Below are 21,578 nucleotides of genomic sequence, written 5' to 3' on the forward strand. Positions count from 1 at the left end.
TATCAATTAATAGCAGGAGTCGCTAAATGCAACCGCAAGCTTATACTCAAACCCGCGCACTGGATCGCTCGGAATCGGCGAAGGTGTTGCGCAATACCTATGCCTTACTGGCAATGACCGTTCTCTTCAGCGCCATTACCGCTGGCATTTCCATGGCTATTGGCATGGGCCGTGGCATGAGCCTGATCTGCTCCCTGGCAGCCCTGGCCTTAATCTTTTTCGTATTGCCTCGCACAGCAAACTCCTCCGCCGGTGTAGGTGTTGTATTCGCATTTACCGGCCTGCTGGGTGCCTCTCTTGGCCCAATGCTTGGCCACTACTTAAGCATCCCCGGTGGCGGCCAGATTGTTATGCAGGCTCTGGGAACAACTGCAGTCATCTTCTTTGCCCTGTCTGCCTATGTACTGACCACCCGTAAAGACTTCAACTTTATGCGCGGCTTCTTATTTGTAGGAATCATCGCGGTCGTGGTTTGTGCCCTGGGCCTCGTTATTGCAGGCCTGTTTGGCATCCACATGCCACTGTTTAACGTTGCCCTGAGCGGCGTTATTGCCCTGCTGATGTCCGGCTTTATCCTGTATGACACCAGCCGCATCGTTAACGGTGGCGAAACCAACTACCTGATGGCTACGGTTTCCCTGTACCTGAACATTCTGAACCTGTTCACCAGCTTGTTGCACATCTTCGGATTCGCCTCCGACGACTAAGCAACAACTTTATTGAGCAAGTCACAATGCCCCGCACTGCGGGGCATTTTACTATTTGAGCCCCTATGAAGTTTTCCCTTACGGTTTACTCCGCTCCTCACAGCAGCCAATCTGCATCCAGTGCACTCCGATTTGCCAAAGCCCTCCTGGAGCAAGGCCACGAAATTTATCGAGTATTTTTCTACTGCGACGGCGTGCAAAACGGCAATGCCGTAACGGCTCCCCCCCAGGACGAAACCGATTTGACTGCCGAGTGGCAGGCACTGGGCCGCCAGCACCAATTGGACTTGGTAGTTTGTATTGCCGCTGCGCAACGACGCGGTGTGCTGAATCAGAGAGAGGCCGAGCGCCTGGAAAGACCCGCCGCCAACTTGGCAGAGGGTTTTGAGCTGGCTGGACTCGGCCAACTCACCGACGCTGTCGCCAACTCCGATCGCCTGATTACCTTTGGAGGCTGAGCATGAGCACTAAATCATTGGCCCTATGCCGCACCGCCCCCTACGGCAATGCCCTGGCGCGGGAAGGTATCGAAGCCGTACTGGCAGCGGCGGCGATGGAACAGGACATGGACCTGCTATTTCTCGGCGATGGGGTATTCCAATTGCTGGACCAGCAATCACCTGCGGATATCGGCCAGAAAAGCCTGCGACGCAATTTGCAGGCTCTGCCTATGTTTGGGGTTGAACAGTTTTTTGTTTGTGAAAAAAGCCTCGCCGAACGCAATATCCGCCTGGAACAAATTCAGGTTGCCGGCGCAGAAACTAAAACCGTAAATGATACCGGCTCACTGATCGCCGCCTACCCCATCGTATTGAGCTTCTGATATGACTTTGCATATTGTCAGCAAATCCCCCTTTACCAGCAGTGCCCTTAGGGAATGCCTGGATGCATTTGCCCAAGATGACGCCCTGCTTCTAATTGAGGACGGCACCCTTGCACTGCGCCACGAGGCCCTCGAAACCGTGCCAAATGGCCAAGTTTATTGCCTCGAAGCTGATGCCGCTGCACGAGGCCAGCAACAACTTGCGGCAACCATGGATAAGGTAGAAATAATCGATGATGCTCGCTGGGTACAGCTCTGTACCGAGCATCACCCCATAGTCAGCTGGTTTCGGTAAGAAAAAATGAGCAACCTGGTAGTTAATGGACAGGAAATCCCCTTGGATAAAGAGGGCTACCTGCACAACCTCGATGATTGGAGCAAGGACACAGCCATTCAGTTAGCTAATGGCGAAGGTATCGAGTTAACCGAAGAACACTGGCAGATTATCGAACTGTTACAAGAGTTCTACCGCGAGTTTGAACTATCTCCCGCGATGCGTCCCCTGGTGAAGTATATTGGCCAGCATCTTGGCGCAGAAAAAGGACGCAGTATCTATTTGATGCAGCTTTTCCCCCCAAGCCCGGCAAAAGTGGCCAGCAAAATTGCCGGCTTACCCAAACCAACCAATTGCCTATAAATTTCTCCACCGGCCAGGCGCACTTTGATACAGCCTGGTCAGTTTCCCCTCTAAATATCCGGCTGACCGCCCCCATCAATCACCTGCTCTAGACTCTGGTAGAAGCGCAATCTATCGCTCTCAATTTTAAATCTCACCAGGAGTCATCCAATGTCAAAGCTGCGCTTTGGAATAGTCGGCAGTGGCGCGATTGCCGACTTTACCTGCAAAGCAATCAGTCGTGCTAACAGTGCCTGCCTCTCATCCGTTGCCAGCAGACGGTATTCGCAAGCCAAGGAGTTTGCCCGTGAGCATCAAATTCCCAATACCTACGAGGATTGGAAATCTCTGCTAGAAGCGCAAGATTCGGATGCCATTTACGTGGCTAGCCCCACCACCAGCCGCGAGGAAATCTGCCTCGCGGCACTGGCCAATCATAAGCATCTTCTCTGCGAGAAACCTTTTCTCAATACTGCTTCGGTCGACAAAATTGCCGCACGTGCTCAGTCTGAAAGGTTGGCATTTATGGATGCCACACATTTCACCCACCATCCCCGCACGGCCAAAATTATTCAGCAACAAAAACAGCATCTGGGCCCGGTGAACAGAATTCACAGCGCCTTTTTTGTCTCGATGATGGACCGCAACAATATTCGCTTCGATTCGCACAAAGAACCCACTGGCGCAATAGGAGATATCGGCTGGTACAACATGCGTGCAATCGTCGAATTTATGCGCCCTATAGGAGCAATAAAGACAATTTCAGGAGCGATAAAGCGGGACTCACAAACAGGGACCATTATAAGCGGTGCGGGCCTGATTGAATTTGCCAGCGGGCAGACGTCAACTTTTGACTTCGGCTATGACTCAGGCGTTTGGCAAATGGACCTGGACATCCTGGGTGAAAACGGCCTGATCCAACTGGATAACTTTGTGCTCGACTGGAGAGACAGCGCAGTCTTTTACAACCCTGAATATACGCCAGAATTTGTGATTCGCCGGGGGGAGGCATCCCCAGACGAGTTCGAGCACCAGCAAGTGCCAATAGAACGATCGCAGGCGGTACAGATGATCGAAGACTTCTGCCACTTAACAACCCCAGATAATCAAGTTGATCGTATCCAGGCTATAGAGAGGGCCCGCGCAACCCAGTCATTGATCGACCAGTACTGCCAAGCAGTTGGCGTAGCCGTCTAGCTATCGCCACCAACACGCGGCATTGAATCAGATATGCAGGATTACGTGCCGAGCCCCGTGGTGATGGCGGTGCTCCCAAAGGTAGATCCCCTGCCAGGTACCCAGCATCAGACGCCCCTTTTGCACTGGAATGGACAAGCTGGTCGCGGTAAGGCTGCATTTGATATGGGCCGGCATATCATCTGGCCCTTCAAGGGTATGGGTATAAAGCGAGTCATTTTCCGGCACCAGTCGATTGAGCCAGTTCTCAAGGTCACGGCGCGCACTGGGGTCGGCATTCTCCTGGATCAGTAAGCTTGCAGAGGTGTGCTGTATGAAAAGTGTACACAGGCCCTCATCGGGAGCCTGTTCACTGACCCAATCAACTACACTGCCGGTAAACTCGTGAAGCCCCTGCCCATGAACCGGAATTTTTATCTCACCTATTGCCATACGGTTTCCTATATAATTCGCGCCCGCTTTTTGTACTGATACCGCATTGTAATATGGCACTGTACCGCGTTAATACTGACGACTACCCACAACAGCTTCACAACAAGGCCGAGCGCCTGCAAGAAGCTTATAGCAAGTTCACTGACCTGGAGCCGGAACTCTTCCCCTCCCCGCCCATTCACTACCGCCTGCGCGCCGAATTCAAGGTGTGGCATGAGGGAGGTGTAGCCAATTACGCCATGTACCGCCAGGGTGAGTACAAGAAGCCCTTTATCATCGATGAGTTTACCGTCGGCTCTGAGCTGATGAACCAGTTGATGCCGAAGGTGCTGGCTGCTGTCAATAATAGCGAAGTCCTGCGCAAACGCCTGTTCTCCGCCGAGTTTCTTACCACGCTGAATGGTGATGCGCTGATTACGCTGATATACCACAAGAAACTGGATGAGACCTGGGAGCAGGAAGCCAAAGCACTCCAGGCACAGCTGGGATTCCCGATTTTGGGGCGCTCGCGCAAGCAAAAAGTGGTTTTGGAGCGCGACTTCGTTACCGAAAAACTGGATATCGATGGGAAAACTTACCAGTACAAACAGGTAGAAGGTAGCTTTACCCAACCCAATGGAGAGATCTGCCGATCCATGATCCAGTGGGCGAGAAGTGCCTGCGGAGATAGTGATAGCGATCTGCTGGAGCTCTACTGCGGCAATGGCAATTTCACCATCCCGCTCAGTGAGAAATTCCGCAAGGTCCTGGCCACTGAAATCTCCAAGGTATCGGTAAATTCCGCCCAGGAGAATATCGCCAACAATCAGATCACCAATCTGGATATCGTGCGTTTATCCAGTGAAGAGTTTACCCAGGCCATCGATAAGGTACGCCCCTTCCGCCGCCTTAAGGATATAGATCTGGATAGCTACGATTTCTCCACCGTCCTGGTTGATCCTCCCCGAGCGGGCTTGGATGAAGACACCTGTGCGATGGTCGCCCGCTTCCCGAGAATCCTGTATATCTCCTGCAATCCGGAAACCCAATTGGAAAACCTGGAGTCGCTGACCAAAACCCATCGCATTGAGCGATTTGCTCTGTTCGATCAGTTCCCTTATACAGATCATACGGAAACCGGGTTATTACTAGTGAGGAAGTAGTGTCTCAATAGCTAAAAGCCTCCAGTATTCTGATCTTATTGAACGCTGGAGGCCTTCCTAAGTCCATTTATAAAATCGCGATAAAGATTCAAAGCTCAGCAATACAAGTAGATTTTTAAAACTATACTCATTTCTCGATATTTTCTGAGCTGAAGAGATTTCAACTTACTTTCCAAACGATGAGCACCATTAAATAATCTACACACCCTGCTCAAGTCATTGCTGTATTAATCAATAGCTAAAACCAGCCACTCCAGTAAGCTTGGGCTTTTTATAAGAATCAGGCTCGACGTAGCGATGATCAATGTTCGATAACCATTCATAAAAAAGTACGGCTCACCTTTCAATATACATAACACCTTCGCGTATAAAAAATTAATTATCAAGACTTAGAGCGTGACACCTAGTGCTGGTGAGCTTGTTAATTAATAAAAAACACCCAAGGGAATAAAGGTAACTGTGGGTAGAAAACTAAATACCAACCTTTAAACAACTATTTTTAGTTGTACCAAATCTTACACAAGACTTAAGATTAACTGTTTAACGCACTCAGCATCACAACTGACACACGATATCAATCTATAAGCCAGACCTATTAAGTACACCGATCTAAATCACAGACATGAGGTGAGCTCTATCACATACATCATGCGAGGTAAAACAGGAAGCTAAGAACAAGTTCATATCGCTTTCCTTCTTAACTTAAATTCATCCCCTCTGGGCGCAGCATAACGATGCAAATAAAAAATATAACTATTATGCCGTCCTACAAATCAAGCTAGAAAATTCATATCCAATATTTACCAAGAGTAATCATCACCAAAAAACAGCAGCACATACAAACAAAAGGACACACACTAAAAATAATAGTTAAATTATTTTTACCCCGAACCAAGCACACTTAACAAGAATTTTGAAATTCTCCTTTTAAATTAAAGAAAAAGTTCATTTCATCACTATTACTATATATAGCTGTTGATAAAACGAGAAATATATGGATCCGTATTTCAAGAAAACAATCAATCCACTGGCAAAAATCTATTTAACAGCATTTTTCGCCTTATTCATAATGGTATTGTCCGGATGTGGTGGTGGAGGCGGGGATAATAGCTCTGATGAAGACCCCACAGAAGCTACCCCCAACTCTCAGGGCAACGGCTCCACTGATGAAACACCGACTTCAAGCGGTGAGCCCGCTGAGTCCGATAAAGAGGTTGGACAAAACATTGCAGGTAGTGGAACTATCTCTTCCAGTTCTGGCAACGGGGTCCTTGCCATTGATGACTTAAGAAGGACACTTTGGGAAAGTGGTGATACTGCCAACACATCAAGCCTCACCCTTGACCTTAAATCTACACACTTGCTCAGCAAAGTGGTCATAGACTGGGGCGACCACAACGCAAAATCTTACGAGGTACTGGGCTCAAGCGACGGCACAACATGGACCACCCTGGCAACAGCTGATTCAGGAGAATATGGCCAACGCATTGATTCTCACCTAATTGGTGGAGAGTATCGCTATATCCAGCTAAACGGAACTGAACTCAGTGAGGGGAGTTCGCAATATAGTTTGTGGGAACTGATGGTTTTTGATCGTGCGGCAGAGGAAATTAATCAAACCGCGTCCATAGAATATACCCCTCTATTTGATACTGAGCAGCCAGAAGAAGAGTCTCAACACTGGTATATTCAGGAAGATGGCACCATTGTAACACTGGCAAGTGGCCGAGCACGTCTGCGACATGAATCCGAAGATAGTTTTTACGAGTTCCCGACCTTCTACTTTGAACACAGAACCTTTGGCATAGAGATTCACGACCATACGCCCGCCGGTGAGAACCTGATTGAGATCTTTTACTCTGCCGAATACGCGCTTTATCGGCCACCCGAATGCCGCTCCTCTTATTCAAATGAACACCGCGCTGACTTTAATAGCAACGCCAGATTTGATGAAACCCCTTACCGGGAAGCTGATGAAGATGGGAGAGGCCAAGTCTGGGTATGTCGTATCACCTACGATGCTCACGATGGTGATGACGGGCAGCTGGAAGTCGGCGAATGGATGGAGGTGGAGTTTCAGCAATTCATTGGCATTGAGGAGGGCGATGAGAATGTCAGTGGGCAGACAGTTTACTACACAGACACCTACCGCATTCTCCTGGGCCAACCCGGTATTCATATGGTTGCAGACCTGGAAACTGAGACCGCTGTTGAAAGTGCCGGTGAAGCAACCGCAGCATACATCAGGGCTACTGACCCGGTACCCGCTTCAGAAGTCATTTCAGTAAATACTGACGATAATACTCTTACCTACTATGCAGGCAGCGATGGTAAATGGGCAACGGCTTCCGACGCTGATGCCGTTGAAGTCACCTACCCAATACTGGATGGTATTGATGTCTATGATACTTACATCGTGGATAGCGGAATCGCCGACTGGACAGCCTATTTCAGAGAAGCCCTCAACATCCAGTGGGAGACGCACAACGAGTTTCTAGATGGTCGCAGGATATTCCACACTCGGTTTAATACCGGAGAGCACGAGGAACTCGGGAACCCAGACTTCAACCATATGGCAAACCTATCAGCAGGCTTAACCATTGAGCAATCATGTCTGGCGTGCCATATCAATAACGGCCGGGGCCCGGCCCCCTCAGAGGCTAGTGTTCCCAATTCGATGGTCTTTAAGCTGTCGTCCGGTGCAATAACCCAAGCAGGACAACCCCTGCCAAACCACTACTTTGGCCCTGTCCTCCAAACCCATTCACTCAATAGTGACATAGCCCCAGAAGGATCTATTCAAGTCACCTATAGCCCCATTCAAGGTAGCTATGCCAATGGGGATAGCTACACCCTACAGTCCCCCACTTATGTAGTAACAACCAATGAAGGTGAAAACACATCCGCTGATTACTTTTCGCCACGTATGCCACAAAACATCACTGGCTTGGGCTTACTTGAGGCGGTTGACGAAACAGAAATCCTTGAGTGGCACGACCCTAACGATTCCAATAGCGATGGTATCTCTGGGCGAGTATCACTGGTCGATACGGGCTCAACACCTCTTCCCCAGGTAGGACGCTTTGGCTGGAAGGCTACCCAACCGAGCTTGCGCAGCTTCTCAGCAGATGCGTTGAACAATGATATTGGCGTGAACACAGCACTGGAACCCAATGCAAACTGTGGTATCGAACAGCTGGAATGTAAAAAGCACAGTAATCACAACGAAGAGCTCACTGATTCTCACCTGGACGACCTAACTACTTATCTTCAGGCACTGGGCGCACCGCCCAGAAATCCCGATTTAATCAATGAATCCATCGTGGCTCAGGGTGAAGCTCTATTTGAATCGATCAACTGCTCATCCTGTCACCGGCCAGAGATGAACACCAATCACGCTCACCCTCTTGAGGAGTTGAGAGGCAAGGTCATTCGCCCCTATACAGACTTACTCCTGCATGATATGGGCGAAGGTTTGGCAGACAACTTGACGATTAGCGCGGAGTACAACCGCGAGTGGAGAACGCCTCCCTTATGGGGATTGGGTGTTAATAGCGCAGTGAATGGTCACAGTAATTTGTTGCATGATGGTCGCGCCCGGTCTATTGAAGAAGCCATTCTCTGGCACGGGGGAGAAGCTGCTGAGAGCCAACAGAACTATATTGATCTGTCGGCTTCAGAGCGAAACTCGCTACTCAAGTTCTTACAGTCGCTGTAAACCATAACCTAACCAATCACAAGGGTATCCAGCTAAGGTCATAGCTTGCTGGATACCTTTCTGGTGGAGATATACGTTATTGTTCACTGGAAAAATTCAAAGCTTTTACAGAAACGTCCATCCGCAAATAACGTGCTCTATTTTTATCAAAACTTAAAAAATCGATTCAGTAGCAATGGTGCGGCAAGCCTGCACTCCGCTAAAAAGACCTAGGCGCGTGGCTCGCGAAATTACAGCCGGTTAATGCTCCTCCCTCTTCAACTGAGTTATAACCGATTAATCGTTATACAACGACTACCATCTCTTCTGAGTGCTCTGCACCTCCAAAATCGATTAAACATTAGAGGTAGACGTATACACTTCCCTTTTTACTTGGATGACAGTTTAGAAATGGAGCCGTTGAGCTTAGTTACAAGGAAGTTAAACTAGTTTTCAACAGCCGGCATTAATAGCGCACTATTAAGACTCGCCATGATGGTTTCCCATCTCTTTTTCGCAGTTTCTTGTAATGCTTTTTTCTGAGGCCCGTCCATAAAATCCTGCTTGTGCTTACTTAGACGGGTGTAGTGCAGGGCTATTACCTCATATTTCTTATTGTCCTTGAATGCCTGGTAAACACTTTCGACATTCTCAAAACTGTCATCAATGAAGATAATGTTGGAAATTAGGTAGTGCTCACTACTATTAGCCGAAGAATTGTAGGATCGCAGCAAGCAGTCAAGCATAAAACCTTTATCTTGCCCGGCTAAGTACATAATACCTTGCCGATAGCTTACTGGCCTTGCCTCACTTAAATCACAGGGCTTAAACGGACTTGCAAGGCTAAATTGATTATTTGGACTGAAGTTGAGAGTATTTGACCGAATAAGCTCTAATAAATTTTGGTAGGACGTATTCGGGGTTGGCAAGCGTTTGAACTGTCTCTCGGTAGCTGAAACATCTGCATCGCCCCTTGCAGTTTCAACCATCAATCGCACCCCACTTTGCCTCAAACTGTCAAGTACCGGCACAATATTGTCATCTGTATAAACCATATTGCTCACAGAGAAGAGCAAACCGGATATATTAACCAACTCCTCTTTTGTTTTTGCCACAAGGAAACCTGAATTAGGATCGGTTTCCAATAAAGTTTCTTGCCATGAGTACCAAGCTGCGCCACCAAGATATTGACATTGAGACTTTTCAGCGCAAGGCATCATACTCAAGGTGTCATCATTATCCATAACCAGTAACGTATTTATTGGGGTGGCTGACTCTTCAATTATATTCTGGACGTCCTCAAAGCTGTTCACCTCTTTCTTAATAGCACCGGCAGACACACAATGAGAAGCCACAATTAAAACAATCGAATACAGTAGAGAATTAAACTTGCTCATAAAATAAATTCCTTTTTACTTACCCTGATTATTAACACAAAAAAGTGAATGGTTTTGGCGTAGCTGGAGACAGAGACTGTACTGGCATAATGCCTAGACTAGATAGTACTTAACTTGTGCCCCTGAAAAATAGCAATTTATCATTCAGAGCCAAAAAAACAGAAAATCGAATCAAGTTCTGAGGGGGTACCAAATAGGAAGCGTAAGCCGCCAGCTCTATTAGCAAAGAAATAATACTTAATCTGTGAATAATTTGAACAGAGCTTCATATTGTTGTCGTACAATACAACCACCAGCCCCTTAAAAGATATACTTTTCCCAAACCCGGATATTAGATTCTGCTATTAGCGGCATAAAGTTGCCCCTCCCCCAACTCGGCATGCTGATAATTCGGCACGCCGGGTGCTTCTAAATAAGCTACTTCCCATTAAGCGAATCTGCGATCCAAATTCAAGGCACCACAGCCCTGACAGTGTTTTATAAACGCTTCTTCTATGCCCAGGGGCTCCTGGCAGTAAAAGCAGTGCCCAGATCTTACCGTTATATGAACAGCCAATTTTTTGCTGTAGAGCATAGGCAATTTAAGTTCACCGCTCAGCGCTTTTATCAAACTTACGCTAATACGCCCCTCAGAAAAATTCCGCGTAATTTTTTGAATGTTCGGCAGGGCCTTATCAGCAAACTCCCAAACTTCACCACAGTGGTCACAGGAAATCATCATTTCCCAATTTACTCCGCCTTTCCAAAGATACAATTATTTTAGTCCCAAAGGCTGAAGTATTTTTTCCATCTGCTTAAAGGAAAGGCGACACAACAAAGAAGGAAATAATCTTTCCAGCCACCACAGCAACTTAAGTTTTGCTGGCACAACAATGATTTCTTTGTTCTTTGCAATTTGAAACAAAGCCTTTTCTGCAAAAGCATCAGCAGATATTGGCCCCAGAGGCTCGAATATCTCTGCTTGCTGTTGAAGAGGAATGGGAGTTGGCATCCGCCCATTGACGCCACCTCCCTGCAAAATCGGCGTTGATACTGCCCCGGGACACAAAACACTCACTCGAACACCACAGGACTCAGCCTCAGGGCGAATAGCCTTTGATATTGCTACCACAGCACTCTTGGAGGCTGAGTAGGCAGCCATTGCTGGCGACGGAACTAAAGCCGCCATCGAGGCAGTATTGATAATATGGCCAGAGCCCTGGCGCTTCATGACCTGAAAACCACATTGGAGCCCATGAAAAACGCCAAACAAATTGATATCAATCGCCGCTTTCCAATCTTCAAGATTATGATCGGAAAAATATCCACCCACCCCTATACCAGCATTGTTAAAAAGGAAATTTAACGGAGATATTTCACTAATGACCTGAAAAAATTGATCAAAGTTACGAACATCCAAGTGAACAAACGATGCTCTCCCACCGGACTCCTGTATTTGGCTGACAACCTGCGTAGCGAGGTCCTGCTGGATATCCGCGATAATGGCTTGAGCCCCAAGTGCTGCCAGTCGACAGGCCAAGGCCGCACCGATTCCAGAAGCACCACCGGTAATCAGTGCCGTCTTGCCACTGAAGTAAGATACCTGATCCATAAGCGCTTTCCCTTCCTTGCTTTTACCACTTTATACCCCAGTTTCTGCTATCATCGCGCCCGCAAAACCTAAGGGGTGGCCTTGCCTGAGATGTCCGGGGATCAAATTGGTCTGTCGCGACAAACCCTTGAACCTGATCCGGTTAATACCGGCGTAGGAATAGGTAGACAAAGCAAAACCTCCCCACGTCGCACTCCGGGTCTCTTTCACTGCCGTTATTCGAGAGAGAACCATGAAAAAACAGTTTCCCACCCACCCTATTGCCTGGTCTGTCAGCCTTGCCAGCAGCCTGTTCGCCGGTATCGCCACCGCTAATACCGCAGAAACCGGGCTTGAGGAAGTGGTGGTTACGGCACAGCTACGGGAAACCAACCTTTTGGAGCTACCTTCCAGTGTTACCGTACTGGATGAAAGCGCGATCGATGCGCGGGGCGCGGCCAACCTGGACCAGCTTTTGAACATGGCGCCCAATGTGAATTTTTCGTCTGGCGCCTCCAGGGGACGATTTGTACAGATTCGCGGCATTGGTGAGCGCAGCCAGTTTATCGATCCAGTAAACCCCTCAGTTGGCCTGATCATCGACGGTATCGACTTTACTGGCCTGGGGCTCGCAGCCAGCACCCTGGATATCGATCAAGTGGAAATCCTGCGGGGCCCACAGGGCACGGTGTACGGCGCTAATGCCCTGGCCGGCCTGATCAACATGACCAGTGCAGCGCCCACCAGTGAGTCGACCACCAAGGTGTCCGCCGAGCTGAGTGAGTACAATGGACAGAGTCTGTCCGCAGCTACCAGTGGTTCTTTGAGCGATGCTCTTGGCTATCGACTGGCTGCCAGCAAACGTAAATCCGACGGCTATACCGAGAATGTGTATCTCAACCGAGATGACACCAGCAATATTGATGAGTCTGTACTGCGCGGTAAGCTGGCCTACTCCCCGTCCGACGATTTAAAGCTGGGCGTTACCCTCTTCTATATCGACGTTGATAACGGCTACGATGCTTTCTCACTCTATAACACTCGCGAAACCCAATCTGATCAGCCCGGCTGGGATCGCCAGGAAACATTTGCCGGCGCATTGACTGCTCAATGGTCTGGCAACGAGAACTTTACCCTAGAAGGCACTCTCAGCCTCGCCGATTCAGATACAGAATATGGCTACGATGAGGATTGGAGCTATGTCGGCTTTCACTCCTGGGAATACAGCTCCACGGATAATTACCAGCGCGATAAAGACAATATCAGTATTGACCTTCGCGCACTCTCTACCGAAGAGTCCAAGTTATTCTGGGATCGCAGCCACTGGGTTGTAGGCCTTTATGGCCGCACGGAGCGCGAGGACCTGAATCGCAACCAGAGCTTCCGCAGCACTTTTGATACTGAAAACTCTGCCATCTACGGCCAGCTCTCTACGGAAATCACCCCTGCGATCGAGTTGATCACCGGTCTGAGACTGGAAAGACGCGAGGCCGATTACTCAGATTCCTATAACATCGATGCAGATAATGGAGAAAACCTGTGGGGCGGCAATATCTCGCTGCAATACCATTACACCGACAACACCCTGCTCTACGCTACGGTTTCCCGGGGCTATAAAGCCGGCGGGGTAAACGGCAGAATCATCTCAGAATCAACAAGCAACACTGAGATCAACAGTGACATGTTCGAGTTCGATACCGAACAACTGCTCAACTATGAATTAGGTATTAAAGGCAGCTGGCTGGAGAATCGTTTGCAAGCTCAGGTTGCGGCTTTCTACCAGGATCGAGATGACGTTCAGGCCAAGGTTTCTATCTTTAACCCTGCCGACTACTCATTTAGTGACTACCTTGCCAATGCAGCCGGCGGAAGCACTACTGGTCTTGAGGTGGAACTGAACTATCAGGCTACCGACGCCCTGCGCTTTTTCGCCTCTGCTGGCTGGCTGAATGCGGAATTTAAAGACTACAAAAGCAGTTCCCACGTCGATGCCCGCGATGACTACGCAGGAACAGTGTTGGCTGCGGTTGATCTGGATGGCCGTGATATCGCTCACGCCCCCAACTACCAGTTCTTTACCGGTACAGAAATCGATCTGCTTCCAAACCTGATCTTACGATTGGAGCTTGAGGGTAAAGACGAGTTCTACTTCTCAAACAGCCACGACGAAAAATCCACAGCCTACGAACTGGTCAATGCTCGCCTGACCTACCAGGGAGATAACTGGGATGTTGCCCTGTGGGGAAGAAACCTCACTGACGAAGATTACTATGTGCGCGGGTTTTACTTCAGTAACCAGTATGGCAACAACCCGGCCAATGGCTACGCACCCGAGCCCTACTATCAGTATGGTGAGCCACGGATTGCCGGGGTAACAGGCACCTACACCTTCTAATCACTCAGTGACTTTGGGGCAGCGTTTCGCTGCTCCAGAACTCTCTATCAAGAGGGAAATTATGCAGCTCTCTGTCGAAATCAGTATGTATCCGTTAAAGGACGAATACATCCCGGCTATTCAAGCGTTTATCGCACAGTTAAACAGCCACCCAGAACTCAAGGTAATCACCAATACAATGAGTACTCAGGTGTTTGGCGATTACGATCTGCTGATGGATATGCTCAAGTTGGAAATGCGAAAATCCTACGAACAGTTTGGCCGCGCCATTTTTGTATGCAAGTTTATCGACGGCGACCTGGCCCCGGGAGAAGCGCATGTTTGACCAGGATATCAGCACCGCAATCAGCGCTTCGATTGCAGCCATGTCCCTCTCGGAAGTAGCTGCAGTAATACTGGCCCTGGCTTATTTGCTTCTGGCCATGAGGGAGAAAATCAGCTGCTGGTATGCCGCGTTTGTCAGTACGACGATCTACCTGTTTCTATTTTGGGATGTCAGCCTGTTAATGGAGTCTGCACTACAGGTTTTCTATCTGCTGATGGCAGTTTATGGCTGGTGGCAATGGCGAAATCACCGCAACCGGCAAGACGATTTAAAAATCCATCGCTGGAGCGGAAAAACCCACTCAATAGTTATTGGCGCTACCCTGATACTGACGTTACTGATCGGCTACCTGCTGGATCGCAACACCAGTGCCGCCCTCCCCTACCTGGATTCATTCACGACTCTGGGGGCAATCGTCACCACCTATATGGTCACCCGGAAGGTACTGGAGAACTGGCTTTACTGGATTATCGTGGACGGTGCTTCAATCTATCTCTACCTGGACAGAGAACTCTATCTTACTGCCGTATTGTTTATGCTGTACCTGGTGCTGGTTGTAATTGGCTATTTCCAGTGGTTGGCCATTTACCGAAAAGAGAAACTACAAACCGCTAGCGCTCCTCAAGCAATGGCAGCGGCATAGTGACCAACTGATATGAACCAGGACTTGAGCAACATTATCCCCAACGATTGGCATCATTGGAGCAAGGCCCGGCCCACGGTGGTCAGGGCCCTGGCTGGGGGGCTGACCAATAACGCCTTTCTGGTTGAGTCCGCCGATCAGCTGATGGTGCTGCGGATAAACTCCAGCATCAGCGATCAGCTCAATCTCGACAGAGCAGCTGAACAGCAGGCCCTGCAAGCTGCCACATATTCCGACAGTTGTGCCCCTTTGGTTTACTGTGACCCACATTACCGATATTTGGTGACCCGCTATATTGAAGGCACTCCCTGGGATAAAAATGTCGTCCACAGTTTGGAAAAACTTGCCGATCTGCTGCGCCGTATACACGGTTCCCCTGCAATTGATGCCCAATTAAACATCGGTGAGAAAATCTCAAGTTACAGGCAGTTTATCGACAAGCGAGCCAGTTATTTCCACTTGCTCGACACACTGCAAGAGAAACTTCCGCAATTAATTGATGCTGCTTATCGGATGGGCGACGAAATTTGCCTGTGTCACAACGATCTAACCGGCGGCAACCTGATCTGGGCTCCCTCTGACAAGCTATACGCTATCGACTGGGAGTTCGCGGCAATGGGGGATAAATTCTATGACCTCGCTGTTTTGGTAGAGGAACACAACTTGAATCAGCGAGAGCAAAATAGTTTGCTGGAGTGCTATCTTAATCGCACTGTGTCACCTGAAGACAATCAACGCTTGGAGTTATGGCAGCTGATCTACGGTTACCTTTGTATTCTCTGGCACGGGGTACAATGGAGTAACCAAACCCAAAGGTCCCCGGAGCAAGGGAGATATATCGGGAAAAAAGCCCAACAGTTATTGAAAGGCCTATCGGCTCACAGCCTCAGCTGAGTAATCCCTGCTAGAATAGGCCCAATCCCCAAGAAGCGACTTTCAGTCACTGCGGCGCAATCCAAGTTGCTGTCGAAGTAATTCAACTAGGGCCCGACTCGGCTAAAATACCCCCCTTTTTCACACCCCCAAAATAACCACAGAGGTACTCCTGTGATCAGATCATTTTTTGCAATACTACTTACCTTTATCGCTATCAACGCACAAGCGGTAGAGAAACCCGAAGGTTTTAAAACGATAGACGGGCTGTTTGCTGCGCTTTCAAACCTGGACCACCAGGCTATGCGAGACGGCGTCAGCGACGATTTTATACTCCTTGAGCACGGTGAAGTCTGGGATATTGAAGACCTTATCGCCGTAATGAAGCCCAATCCCTCAAAGCTGGAAAGAATCAACTACTTCAGCATTATCAACTTTGAAGAGCATGAGAACCTGCTGACCATCAATTACTGGACCAAGTCCATTTTTAAATCCGAGGATGGCAATAAAGAAGCGGTGTGGTTGGAAAGCGCCATTGTTAAGAAAATCGATGGCAAGTGGCTAGTAGCCCAATTGCACTCAACCCGCCTGCCCGCAGAGAAATTCCCCAAAGACGTCCAGTTTGAGCAGCAAGTCCTCTAATAAAATGCCTTACAGGCCCTGCCCGCACAGGGCCTGTGTCCATTTGATCTCTCTCAGGTCCCTCCCAACTAGAACAACTACCGGATTTCAAAGCTTCCAAGTGCTAGTATGTGACTCTAAATCACATATTAGTCTCCAGTTCTACAGGGCCACTCAATGAAGCTTAAAGTTTACCTCTCCGGCGAAATCCATTCCGATTGGCGTGCGCAAATTATCGAAGGTTGCCAAAAAGAAGGGCTGGATATCTCCTTCTCTTCCGCAGTCACCAACCACGATGCCAGCGATGCCGCTGGTGACGGCCTGGGTGAGGAGCAGAACGCTTTCTGGCGGGATCACAAATCTGCCAAAGTTAACGCAATCCGAATCAAGCACCTGATTGAAAACTGTGATTTGGCGGTGATTCGATTTGGCGAGAAATACAAACAATGGAACGCCGCATTTGATGCCGGCTTTTGTGCAGCCTTAGGCAAGTCCTATATCACACTTCACGATGAATCCTTGGTGCACGCACTCAAGGAAGTGGACGGTGCCGCCCAGGCCTGGGCACAGACCCCCGCACAGGTTGTCGATATCCTGAAGTACTTAACCACTCAGGCCTAAAGAGCTTCTGGATAGCAAGCCGGCAGGCATCTACTGACAAAACTGCACAACCAGTAGGTGCCGCCAGCTAAAAGCCGTAATTAAGGACACCGGCATAGTTCGGCCGAGAGGCTGCCTCTGCTGATGGGTTGTGCACTAGCTCGCCGCTACGATTGATCGCATAGATTTCTGCACCGCAGTGCTTGCAGAATGCCTTCTCCCGTAAAGCCCCCTCTTTAAAGTGGTATTTGCGCAGTGACTTTTCAGGATCGCTGATATGGATAGCGACTTCAGTATCAGCGTGCCCCCTTTGGCCCGCTGGTACAAACAGGGCATCTATAAGCTTGTTGAAATGAATCGCTCCACAATGACAAGTTAATGGATTCATAGCCTTATCTCCCTGGTCGATTAGTATGGGGAAGCAGTTTACTATTTACTTTAATTTAACAAAGGGGATATATTGAAAAGATCTTTTAGCTTTAAGGAAACAGTCTGTGCGCAGAGAGTACGACAAATACCACTTGATCAACGTTTTTTGCAGTGTTGTTGATCACGGCTCCTTAAGCAAAGCTGCCAAGCACTTGGGTCTGTCTACGCCCACCGTAAGCAAGACTCTCGCCCAACTTGAACAGGCCCTTGGCCAGGTATTACTCAATCGCACCACCCGGGCGATCGCTGTCACAGACGCCGGAAGGATTACTTACCAGAAAGGGCAAAAAATAATCAGCTCATTCACTGAGCTGGAAGACCAGATTGCAGAGGCGGCAACGCTCACCCGAGGAAAATTAAAAATCACTTTTCCGGAAACCCTCGGCTTAAAAGTATTCAGTCATATCTGCAATGATTTCCAGAAAGCATTCCCCGATTTCAGCTTGGAGCTTATCTTCAGCCCCTATCACCTGGATTTAATCGAGGACGATATCGACATTGCTTTTCGCGTCTGGGAAACCCTGCCCGATTGCCAGTTTTACGCCCAGCCCCTATTTAGTATCCGCCCTATTTTTATTGCCGCACCGACCTATCTGGAAGAACACGGCTGCCCTAAATCCATTGCCGAGCTCAGCCAACACAACATCATGCTAACCCGCCTTGACGGCCTGGAAGATGGCTGGTCAATTGATGGGAAGTTCTATCAATTCAATGGAAATTTAATCTCGAATAAAACTTTCCATACCCGAGCAGCCGCATTAAACGGGAATGGCATTGCCAAGCTTCCCTCCTATTTTTGCCAACGGGATATCAAAAAGGGGCGACTGGTAGAGGTACTTCCTGAGTTGGAGCGAAAAGATAAAACTGTAGGCGCTATCTATAAAGTAAAGCGAAAAGATTCAAAGAAAATTGACGTGTTTTTAAACTTTGCACAAGAGCGCTTGCAGGAGTATGACTTTAGCCTGTTTGATGAGTGAGGATGTGTCGATGATAAAATCTACACCAATTAGAGAGCCTCTGTGAAACACTCAACTGTTTGGCTCCACATTAGGTGGTACCATAGAACAATAATAAGCGACTTACTACTGGGGCCTAAGAGAGTGAAAACACTACTCTCGAAGCACATTGTGGATACATCCCCTCTCCTTTATTGGTAAAGCCGCACAACAGTCATACACTGGAGCTTGAAGTGACAATCACTAAAGAGGTCGAACAAGGCCAAGCTGTCTATTCCAAACCCGTACTTTGGCTTTATGATATGTGGGTTCTGGGCATATCAAACTGCTTTATTTGGAAGTGCCCAACTCCTGGAATACTAGAGCACTTCAATCGAAATATATCTTCCAACCACTTGGATGTAGGTGTCGGAACGGGCTACTTTATGGACAGGTGCCATTTCCCCTCCGACAAAGTCCGCCTCGCCCTGATGGACCTGAATCAAAACAGCCTGGATATCTCAGCGCAAAGAGTGGCCCGATATAACCCAACACAGTTCCGCTGCAATGTCCTGGATAAAATTACTTTAGAGACTGAAGTTTTTGATTCAATCTCCTTAAATTACCTATTTCACTGCCTTCCCGGCAAGCTGCCAGAAAAACTGGTTGCGCTGGATAATGTCGCAACCCTGCTATCGGATTCAGGCACCGTATTTGGTTCCACCATCCTGTCTGAAGGAGTACCGAAAAGTGGAGCTGCCAAGAAATTAATGGCTATCTACAATAAGAAAGGGATATTTTCTAATACTCAGGATTGTGAAGAGGACCTCGATACATTCCTTGCCAGTCGATTTAAAGAGTACAAAATAGAAGTTCGCGGGTGTGTAGCACTATTCAGTGCGCGGCATAAAATCACTGGCTAGAGTATCTACAGGGCACTTATGAGGATGAAGTTCTCGTTTAAGTTGGGGCTGAATAGTCCACTGATATTCTTTACCTTGTTAGCTTTAGCAGTAGCTCCCACTTATTGCCTGGGCCTGCATTTCAGTGTGTTTGAAGATAAATTTGAGTGCAGTGATATTCACAACTCTATGAGCTGTGCACGGTCAATCGAAAGTAGCTTGAGTGATCAAATCAGCCATATCCAGCGGACGCAACCAGGGCACCTGACTATAGCCCTGAATAGCGGGAAATCACTGACATATACGGATACATTTCCCGCTAATAGTCCCTCAAAACACACAGCCTACTCTGCAATTGATCAAATAACTGATTACCTGTTGTTGATACATCAACAGTTCTGGGAAGCACATTCCTATATTTTGCTCGACTTGAGAAACGGCCATGAATATTCTCTTGCCGGCTACCCTTTGTTGTCTCCACAAGGCGGCTACCTTTTTGTTGCCGAACAAGACCTGGATGCCGGTTTTAATGAAAATGCCTTACAAGTTTACAAGCTATCTGAAAATACTTTGGACTTACTATACGAGCTAAAGCCTGAAAAGTGGGGACCAGACCAAGTTTACTGGACGACAGAAAATACGGTCTCTTTTATTAAAAAGCAGCTTAATCCCAACTACCTTTCAAGTAAACACCAGCCGTTTTATATTGAGACTAAAGCTGTACTTTCTATTGCCCCTGATAGCCAGCGTGTAAACATTCGATATTTTGATTAAAATGCGCCTCTTTAATGTACCCGAAATATCTTGGAGCTATTTTGACAGCTAATTCAGGTCTCTCGATATTATTTGTCTGCCTCGGTAATATTTGTCGCTCCCCCTTAGCGGAAGCCGTTTTCCGCACCAAGGCACAGCAGGCAGGTATTCCTGTTTCCGTCGACTCTGCGGGCATTATCAGCTACCACGCGGGTAAGCGACCAGATCCGCGAACTTTGGCTATTGGTGAAGAAAATGGCTATTCGTTTGAAAATAGCTACGCTCGCCAGGTAGCCACCACCGACTTTACAAAATATGATCACATCTTTGCGATGGACAAAGATAACCTGGAAGCACTGCAATCCTTACAGCCTGATTCATCAGGCGCCCAACTAGGGTTATTTTTATCAGTGTTGCAAGATAGTGATTTAGCTGAAGTGCCCGATCCTTACTATGGTGGTATTGAAGGGTTTCAACATATTCTCCAGCTTATAGAACAAGCATCTGATGCATTTATCGAGCAGCTTAAAAGCAGAGAGTAAGCAAAGCCCCCACAAATTCTACCGGGCTTGTGGGGGGAAACTTTCCTCCAGGGCAGACCTATCCCACATTCCCTTATCGGCTGCGGCTTCATAAGTACTCTGCAAAAAATCAAACAGCGCCTCATCAGGGGAACGTGAAGCTCTCACCGCATCATAGGGCAGCAAGAACTCACCCAGATCTTTGGAATAGTAAGCTGAGGCGGGCGCGACCCTTGCTTCGGGAAATCCTTGGGGCTCAGGGTAAGTATATGAATAGAAGCAAGCGCCATCTACACCGCCGCCGCCAGGCCAAAAACCGGCACTGCTAACTTCATGGGAGTAGGCTTCCCGGGCCACCCAATCGGGAAAGTGTGGAATGCCACCAGGGTGCGGAGGCGCCTCCCTGCCAGAAAAACGGGTAAGTGCTAAATCAAAACTTCCCCAAAAAAAATGAATTGGACTGCACTTGCCAATAAAACGACTGCGAAACTCAGTGAAAACTCGATGAATTTGCACCAACGCCTGCCAAAGCTGTCTAGCATAATCCGGATCATACTCGTAGTTATCCTGATCCCTCTCAAAGGGTATCGCATCCGCCACTTCGGATGGCATAGTGTTAATCTCAACCGGTATACCTAGCTGCTTGAGTGCAGCCATCACTTCCCAGTAGAAATCAGAAACTGTGCGGGACTCCAAGGGTAGTACCCATTCTCCCCCCTCAGTGGTCAATAGCTTCAACACGTGATGATAGAAATCGAAGCCAATTGAAAACGAGCGTCCTCCATAAGGGATAAGAGATGTCTCCAGGCCTCTGGCGGAAATATATAGAGGAACATGCCAGGAGTGATTGATCCAAGGGGTTTGTACCAGGCGAATCTTGCCAATAACTTGCATCCACATATGTAGGGTGGCAATCGTATTTACCGACTCAGCATAGGGTAACTCTGGCCAGTCTTTACTCTCAGAACGATTCTTTAAGTTGCTCACTTTATGTGCTCCA

24 protein-coding genes and 1 riboswitch are annotated in these 21,578 nt (G+C 48.3%); of the genes, 18 read left to right on the plus strand and 6 right to left on the minus strand.

Going from position 1 to position 21,578, the window contains the following annotated elements; all coding sequences use genetic code 11:
- The first annotated feature begins 26 nt into the window (after nucleotides 1-26).
- The 6 genes from ACJJIW_RS19415 to ACJJIW_RS19440 all read left to right on the plus strand — a co-directional run bounded on the left by ACJJIW_RS19415 (nucleotide 27) and on the right by ACJJIW_RS19440 (nucleotide 3,343).
- Nucleotides 27-707 (plus strand): Bax inhibitor-1/YccA family protein, encoded by a 681-nt coding sequence (locus ACJJIW_RS19415; protein WP_282932403.1) that lies wholly within the window; start codon nucleotides 27-29, stop codon nucleotides 705-707.
- 65 nt (nucleotides 708-772) lie between these two features.
- Nucleotides 773-1,165: a sulfurtransferase complex subunit TusD gene (tusD, locus tag ACJJIW_RS19420; protein ID WP_444936115.1), complete on the plus strand. Its 393-nt coding sequence runs from the start codon at nucleotides 773-775 to the stop codon at nucleotides 1,163-1,165.
- Nucleotides 1,166-1,167: 2 nt separating this feature from the next.
- Entirely contained in the window at nucleotides 1,168-1,530 is a 363-nt protein-coding gene (gene tusC, locus ACJJIW_RS19425; RefSeq protein WP_282932402.1) for a sulfurtransferase complex subunit TusC, read from the plus strand.
- A 1-nt stretch (nucleotide 1,531) separates the two neighbouring features.
- Nucleotides 1,532-1,825 (plus strand): sulfurtransferase complex subunit TusB, encoded by a 294-nt coding sequence (tusB, locus tag ACJJIW_RS19430; protein WP_282932401.1) that lies wholly within the window; start codon nucleotides 1,532-1,534, stop codon nucleotides 1,823-1,825.
- A 6-nt stretch (nucleotides 1,826-1,831) separates the two neighbouring features.
- Nucleotides 1,832-2,167, plus strand: coding sequence for a TusE/DsrC/DsvC family sulfur relay protein (locus ACJJIW_RS19435; protein WP_444936116.1), 336 nt, complete (start codon nucleotides 1,832-1,834; stop codon nucleotides 2,165-2,167).
- Between the two features lie 150 nt (nucleotides 2,168-2,317).
- Nucleotides 2,318-3,343: a Gfo/Idh/MocA family protein gene (locus ACJJIW_RS19440; protein WP_444936117.1), complete on the plus strand. Its 1,026-nt coding sequence runs from the start codon at nucleotides 2,318-2,320 to the stop codon at nucleotides 3,341-3,343.
- A gap of 27 nt (nucleotides 3,344-3,370) precedes the next feature.
- Here the strand turns inward: ACJJIW_RS19440 and ACJJIW_RS19445 are convergent, their stop codons facing one another.
- The gene (locus tag ACJJIW_RS19445) at nucleotides 3,371-3,775 is read right to left on the minus strand and encodes a secondary thiamine-phosphate synthase enzyme YjbQ (protein WP_108733595.1); all 405 of its coding nucleotides are present in this window, start codon (nucleotides 3,773-3,775) and stop codon (nucleotides 3,371-3,373) included.
- A gap of 53 nt (nucleotides 3,776-3,828) precedes the next feature.
- Here ACJJIW_RS19445 and trmA point away from each other — a divergent pair, with 53 nt between their 5' ends.
- Together trmA and ACJJIW_RS19455 are read left to right on the plus strand one after the other, a co-directional pair.
- Entirely contained in the window at nucleotides 3,829-4,917 is a 1,089-nt protein-coding gene (trmA, locus tag ACJJIW_RS19450; RefSeq protein ID WP_444936118.1) for a tRNA (uridine(54)-C5)-methyltransferase TrmA, read from the plus strand.
- A gap of 994 nt (nucleotides 4,918-5,911) precedes the next feature.
- Entirely contained in the window at nucleotides 5,912-8,635 is a 2,724-nt protein-coding gene (locus tag ACJJIW_RS19455) for a di-heme oxidoredictase family protein (protein WP_444936119.1), read from the plus strand.
- Between the two features lie 425 nt (nucleotides 8,636-9,060).
- Here ACJJIW_RS19455 and ACJJIW_RS19460 read toward each other — a convergent pair whose 3' ends face one another.
- From ACJJIW_RS19460 to ACJJIW_RS19470, 3 genes are all read right to left on the minus strand, one after another.
- Nucleotides 9,061-10,011 (minus strand): DUF2608 domain-containing protein, encoded by a 951-nt coding sequence (locus ACJJIW_RS19460; RefSeq protein ID WP_444936120.1) that lies wholly within the window; start codon nucleotides 10,009-10,011, stop codon nucleotides 9,061-9,063.
- A gap of 427 nt (nucleotides 10,012-10,438) precedes the next feature.
- A complete protein-coding gene (locus ACJJIW_RS19465; RefSeq protein WP_413662386.1) occupies nucleotides 10,439-10,732 on the minus strand; it encodes a hypothetical protein in 294 nt (97 codons plus the stop codon).
- A gap of 33 nt (nucleotides 10,733-10,765) precedes the next feature.
- The gene (locus ACJJIW_RS19470; RefSeq protein WP_444936121.1) at nucleotides 10,766-11,602 is read right to left on the minus strand and encodes an SDR family NAD(P)-dependent oxidoreductase; all 837 of its coding nucleotides are present in this window, start codon (nucleotides 11,600-11,602) and stop codon (nucleotides 10,766-10,768) included.
- Nucleotides 11,603-11,663: 61 nt separating this feature from the next.
- Nucleotides 11,664-11,779, plus strand: a riboswitch (TPP riboswitch).
- A 55-nt stretch (nucleotides 11,780-11,834) separates the two neighbouring features.
- Between ACJJIW_RS19470 and ACJJIW_RS19475 the strand changes: the two genes are divergently transcribed.
- The 6 genes from ACJJIW_RS19475 (at nucleotide 11,835) to ACJJIW_RS19500 (ending at nucleotide 17,059) form a co-directional block, all read left to right on the plus strand.
- On the plus strand, nucleotides 11,835-13,976 hold the full coding sequence (locus ACJJIW_RS19475) for a TonB-dependent receptor (protein ID WP_444936122.1): 2,142 nt from the start codon (nucleotides 11,835-11,837) through the stop codon (nucleotides 13,974-13,976).
- A 61-nt stretch (nucleotides 13,977-14,037) separates the two neighbouring features.
- Nucleotides 14,038-14,301, plus strand: a complete 264-nt coding sequence (locus ACJJIW_RS19480) for a hypothetical protein (RefSeq protein WP_444897651.1) — start codon at nucleotides 14,038-14,040, stop codon at nucleotides 14,299-14,301.
- Nucleotides 14,294-14,944, plus strand: coding sequence for a nicotinamide riboside transporter PnuC (gene pnuC, locus ACJJIW_RS19485; protein ID WP_444936123.1), 651 nt, complete (start codon nucleotides 14,294-14,296; stop codon nucleotides 14,942-14,944). The genes ACJJIW_RS19480 and pnuC overlap by 8 nt, the downstream gene beginning before the upstream one ends.
- Before the next feature lie 12 nt (nucleotides 14,945-14,956).
- Nucleotides 14,957-15,838 carry a phosphotransferase gene (locus ACJJIW_RS19490; RefSeq protein ID WP_444936124.1) on the plus strand — a complete coding sequence of 294 codons (882 nt, stop codon included), beginning with the start codon at nucleotides 14,957-14,959 and terminating at the stop codon, nucleotides 15,836-15,838.
- 153 nt (nucleotides 15,839-15,991) lie between these two features.
- Nucleotides 15,992-16,459, plus strand: coding sequence for a nuclear transport factor 2 family protein (locus ACJJIW_RS19495; RefSeq protein WP_444936125.1), 468 nt, complete (start codon nucleotides 15,992-15,994; stop codon nucleotides 16,457-16,459).
- A gap of 156 nt (nucleotides 16,460-16,615) precedes the next feature.
- On the plus strand, nucleotides 16,616-17,059 hold the full coding sequence (locus ACJJIW_RS19500; RefSeq protein WP_444893547.1) for a YtoQ family protein: 444 nt from the start codon (nucleotides 16,616-16,618) through the stop codon (nucleotides 17,057-17,059).
- Between the two features lie 67 nt (nucleotides 17,060-17,126).
- On the opposite strand, the gene ACJJIW_RS19505 is transcribed toward ACJJIW_RS19500, so the two are convergent.
- The gene (locus tag ACJJIW_RS19505) at nucleotides 17,127-17,426 is read right to left on the minus strand and encodes a GFA family protein (protein ID WP_444893546.1); all 300 of its coding nucleotides are present in this window, start codon (nucleotides 17,424-17,426) and stop codon (nucleotides 17,127-17,129) included.
- A gap of 106 nt (nucleotides 17,427-17,532) precedes the next feature.
- Here ACJJIW_RS19505 and ACJJIW_RS19510 point away from each other — a divergent pair, with 106 nt between their 5' ends.
- The 4 genes from ACJJIW_RS19510 to ACJJIW_RS19525 all read left to right on the plus strand — a co-directional run bounded on the left by ACJJIW_RS19510 (nucleotide 17,533) and on the right by ACJJIW_RS19525 (nucleotide 20,599).
- Nucleotides 17,533-18,444, plus strand: coding sequence for a LysR family transcriptional regulator (locus ACJJIW_RS19510; protein ID WP_444936126.1), 912 nt, complete (start codon nucleotides 17,533-17,535; stop codon nucleotides 18,442-18,444).
- Between the two features lie 212 nt (nucleotides 18,445-18,656).
- Entirely contained in the window at nucleotides 18,657-19,325 is a 669-nt protein-coding gene (locus tag ACJJIW_RS19515) for a class I SAM-dependent methyltransferase (protein ID WP_444936127.1), read from the plus strand.
- Nucleotides 19,326-19,451: 126 nt separating this feature from the next.
- On the plus strand, nucleotides 19,452-20,078 hold the full coding sequence (locus ACJJIW_RS19520) for a hypothetical protein (protein WP_444936128.1): 627 nt from the start codon (nucleotides 19,452-19,454) through the stop codon (nucleotides 20,076-20,078).
- 41 nt (nucleotides 20,079-20,119) lie between these two features.
- A complete protein-coding gene (locus tag ACJJIW_RS19525; protein ID WP_444936129.1) occupies nucleotides 20,120-20,599 on the plus strand; it encodes a low molecular weight protein-tyrosine-phosphatase in 480 nt (159 codons plus the stop codon).
- 18 nt (nucleotides 20,600-20,617) lie between these two features.
- Here the strand turns inward: ACJJIW_RS19525 and ACJJIW_RS19530 are convergent, their stop codons facing one another.
- Nucleotides 20,618-21,565, minus strand: a complete 948-nt coding sequence (locus ACJJIW_RS19530) for a DUF5996 family protein (RefSeq protein WP_444936130.1) — start codon at nucleotides 21,563-21,565, stop codon at nucleotides 20,618-20,620.
- Nucleotides 21,566-21,578 lie beyond the last annotated feature (13 nt).

It is taken from the genome of Microbulbifer maximicatervae (SeqCode) (assembly GCF_052467815.1).

Coding starts and splice junctions, on each gene's coding strand:
- pnuC (WP_444936123.1), top strand. CDS start 14,294: ATGTTTGACCAGGATATCAGCACCGCAATCAGCGCTTCGATTGCAGCC.
- ACJJIW_RS19455 (WP_444936119.1), top strand. CDS start 5,912: ATGGATCCGTATTTCAAGAAAACAATCAATCCACTGGCAAAAATCTAT.
- ACJJIW_RS19505 (WP_444893546.1), bottom strand. CDS start 17,426: ATGAATCCATTAACTTGTCATTGTGGAGCGATTCATTTCAACAAGCTT.
- tusB (WP_282932401.1), top strand. CDS start 1,532: ATGACTTTGCATATTGTCAGCAAATCCCCCTTTACCAGCAGTGCCCTT.
- ACJJIW_RS19435 (WP_444936116.1), top strand. CDS start 1,832: ATGAGCAACCTGGTAGTTAATGGACAGGAAATCCCCTTGGATAAAGAG.
- ACJJIW_RS19415 (WP_282932403.1), top strand. CDS start 27: ATGCAACCGCAAGCTTATACTCAAACCCGCGCACTGGATCGCTCGGAA.
- tusC (WP_282932402.1), top strand. CDS start 1,168: ATGAGCACTAAATCATTGGCCCTATGCCGCACCGCCCCCTACGGCAAT.
- ACJJIW_RS19445 (WP_108733595.1), bottom strand. CDS start 3,775: ATGGCAATAGGTGAGATAAAAATTCCGGTTCATGGGCAGGGGCTTCAC.
- ACJJIW_RS19490 (WP_444936124.1), top strand. CDS start 14,957: ATGAACCAGGACTTGAGCAACATTATCCCCAACGATTGGCATCATTGG.
- ACJJIW_RS19460 (WP_444936120.1), bottom strand. CDS start 10,011: ATGAGCAAGTTTAATTCTCTACTGTATTCGATTGTTTTAATTGTGGCT.
- ACJJIW_RS19480 (WP_444897651.1), top strand. CDS start 14,038: ATGCAGCTCTCTGTCGAAATCAGTATGTATCCGTTAAAGGACGAATAC.
- ACJJIW_RS19500 (WP_444893547.1), top strand. CDS start 16,616: ATGAAGCTTAAAGTTTACCTCTCCGGCGAAATCCATTCCGATTGGCGT.
- ACJJIW_RS19475 (WP_444936122.1), top strand. CDS start 11,835: ATGAAAAAACAGTTTCCCACCCACCCTATTGCCTGGTCTGTCAGCCTT.
- trmA (WP_444936118.1), top strand. CDS start 3,829: ATGGCACTGTACCGCGTTAATACTGACGACTACCCACAACAGCTTCAC.
- ACJJIW_RS19465 (WP_413662386.1), bottom strand. CDS start 10,732: ATGATGATTTCCTGTGACCACTGTGGTGAAGTTTGGGAGTTTGCTGAT.
- ACJJIW_RS19470 (WP_444936121.1), bottom strand. CDS start 11,602: ATGGATCAGGTATCTTACTTCAGTGGCAAGACGGCACTGATTACCGGT.
- tusD (WP_444936115.1), top strand. CDS start 773: ATGAAGTTTTCCCTTACGGTTTACTCCGCTCCTCACAGCAGCCAATCT.
- ACJJIW_RS19440 (WP_444936117.1), top strand. CDS start 2,318: ATGTCAAAGCTGCGCTTTGGAATAGTCGGCAGTGGCGCGATTGCCGAC.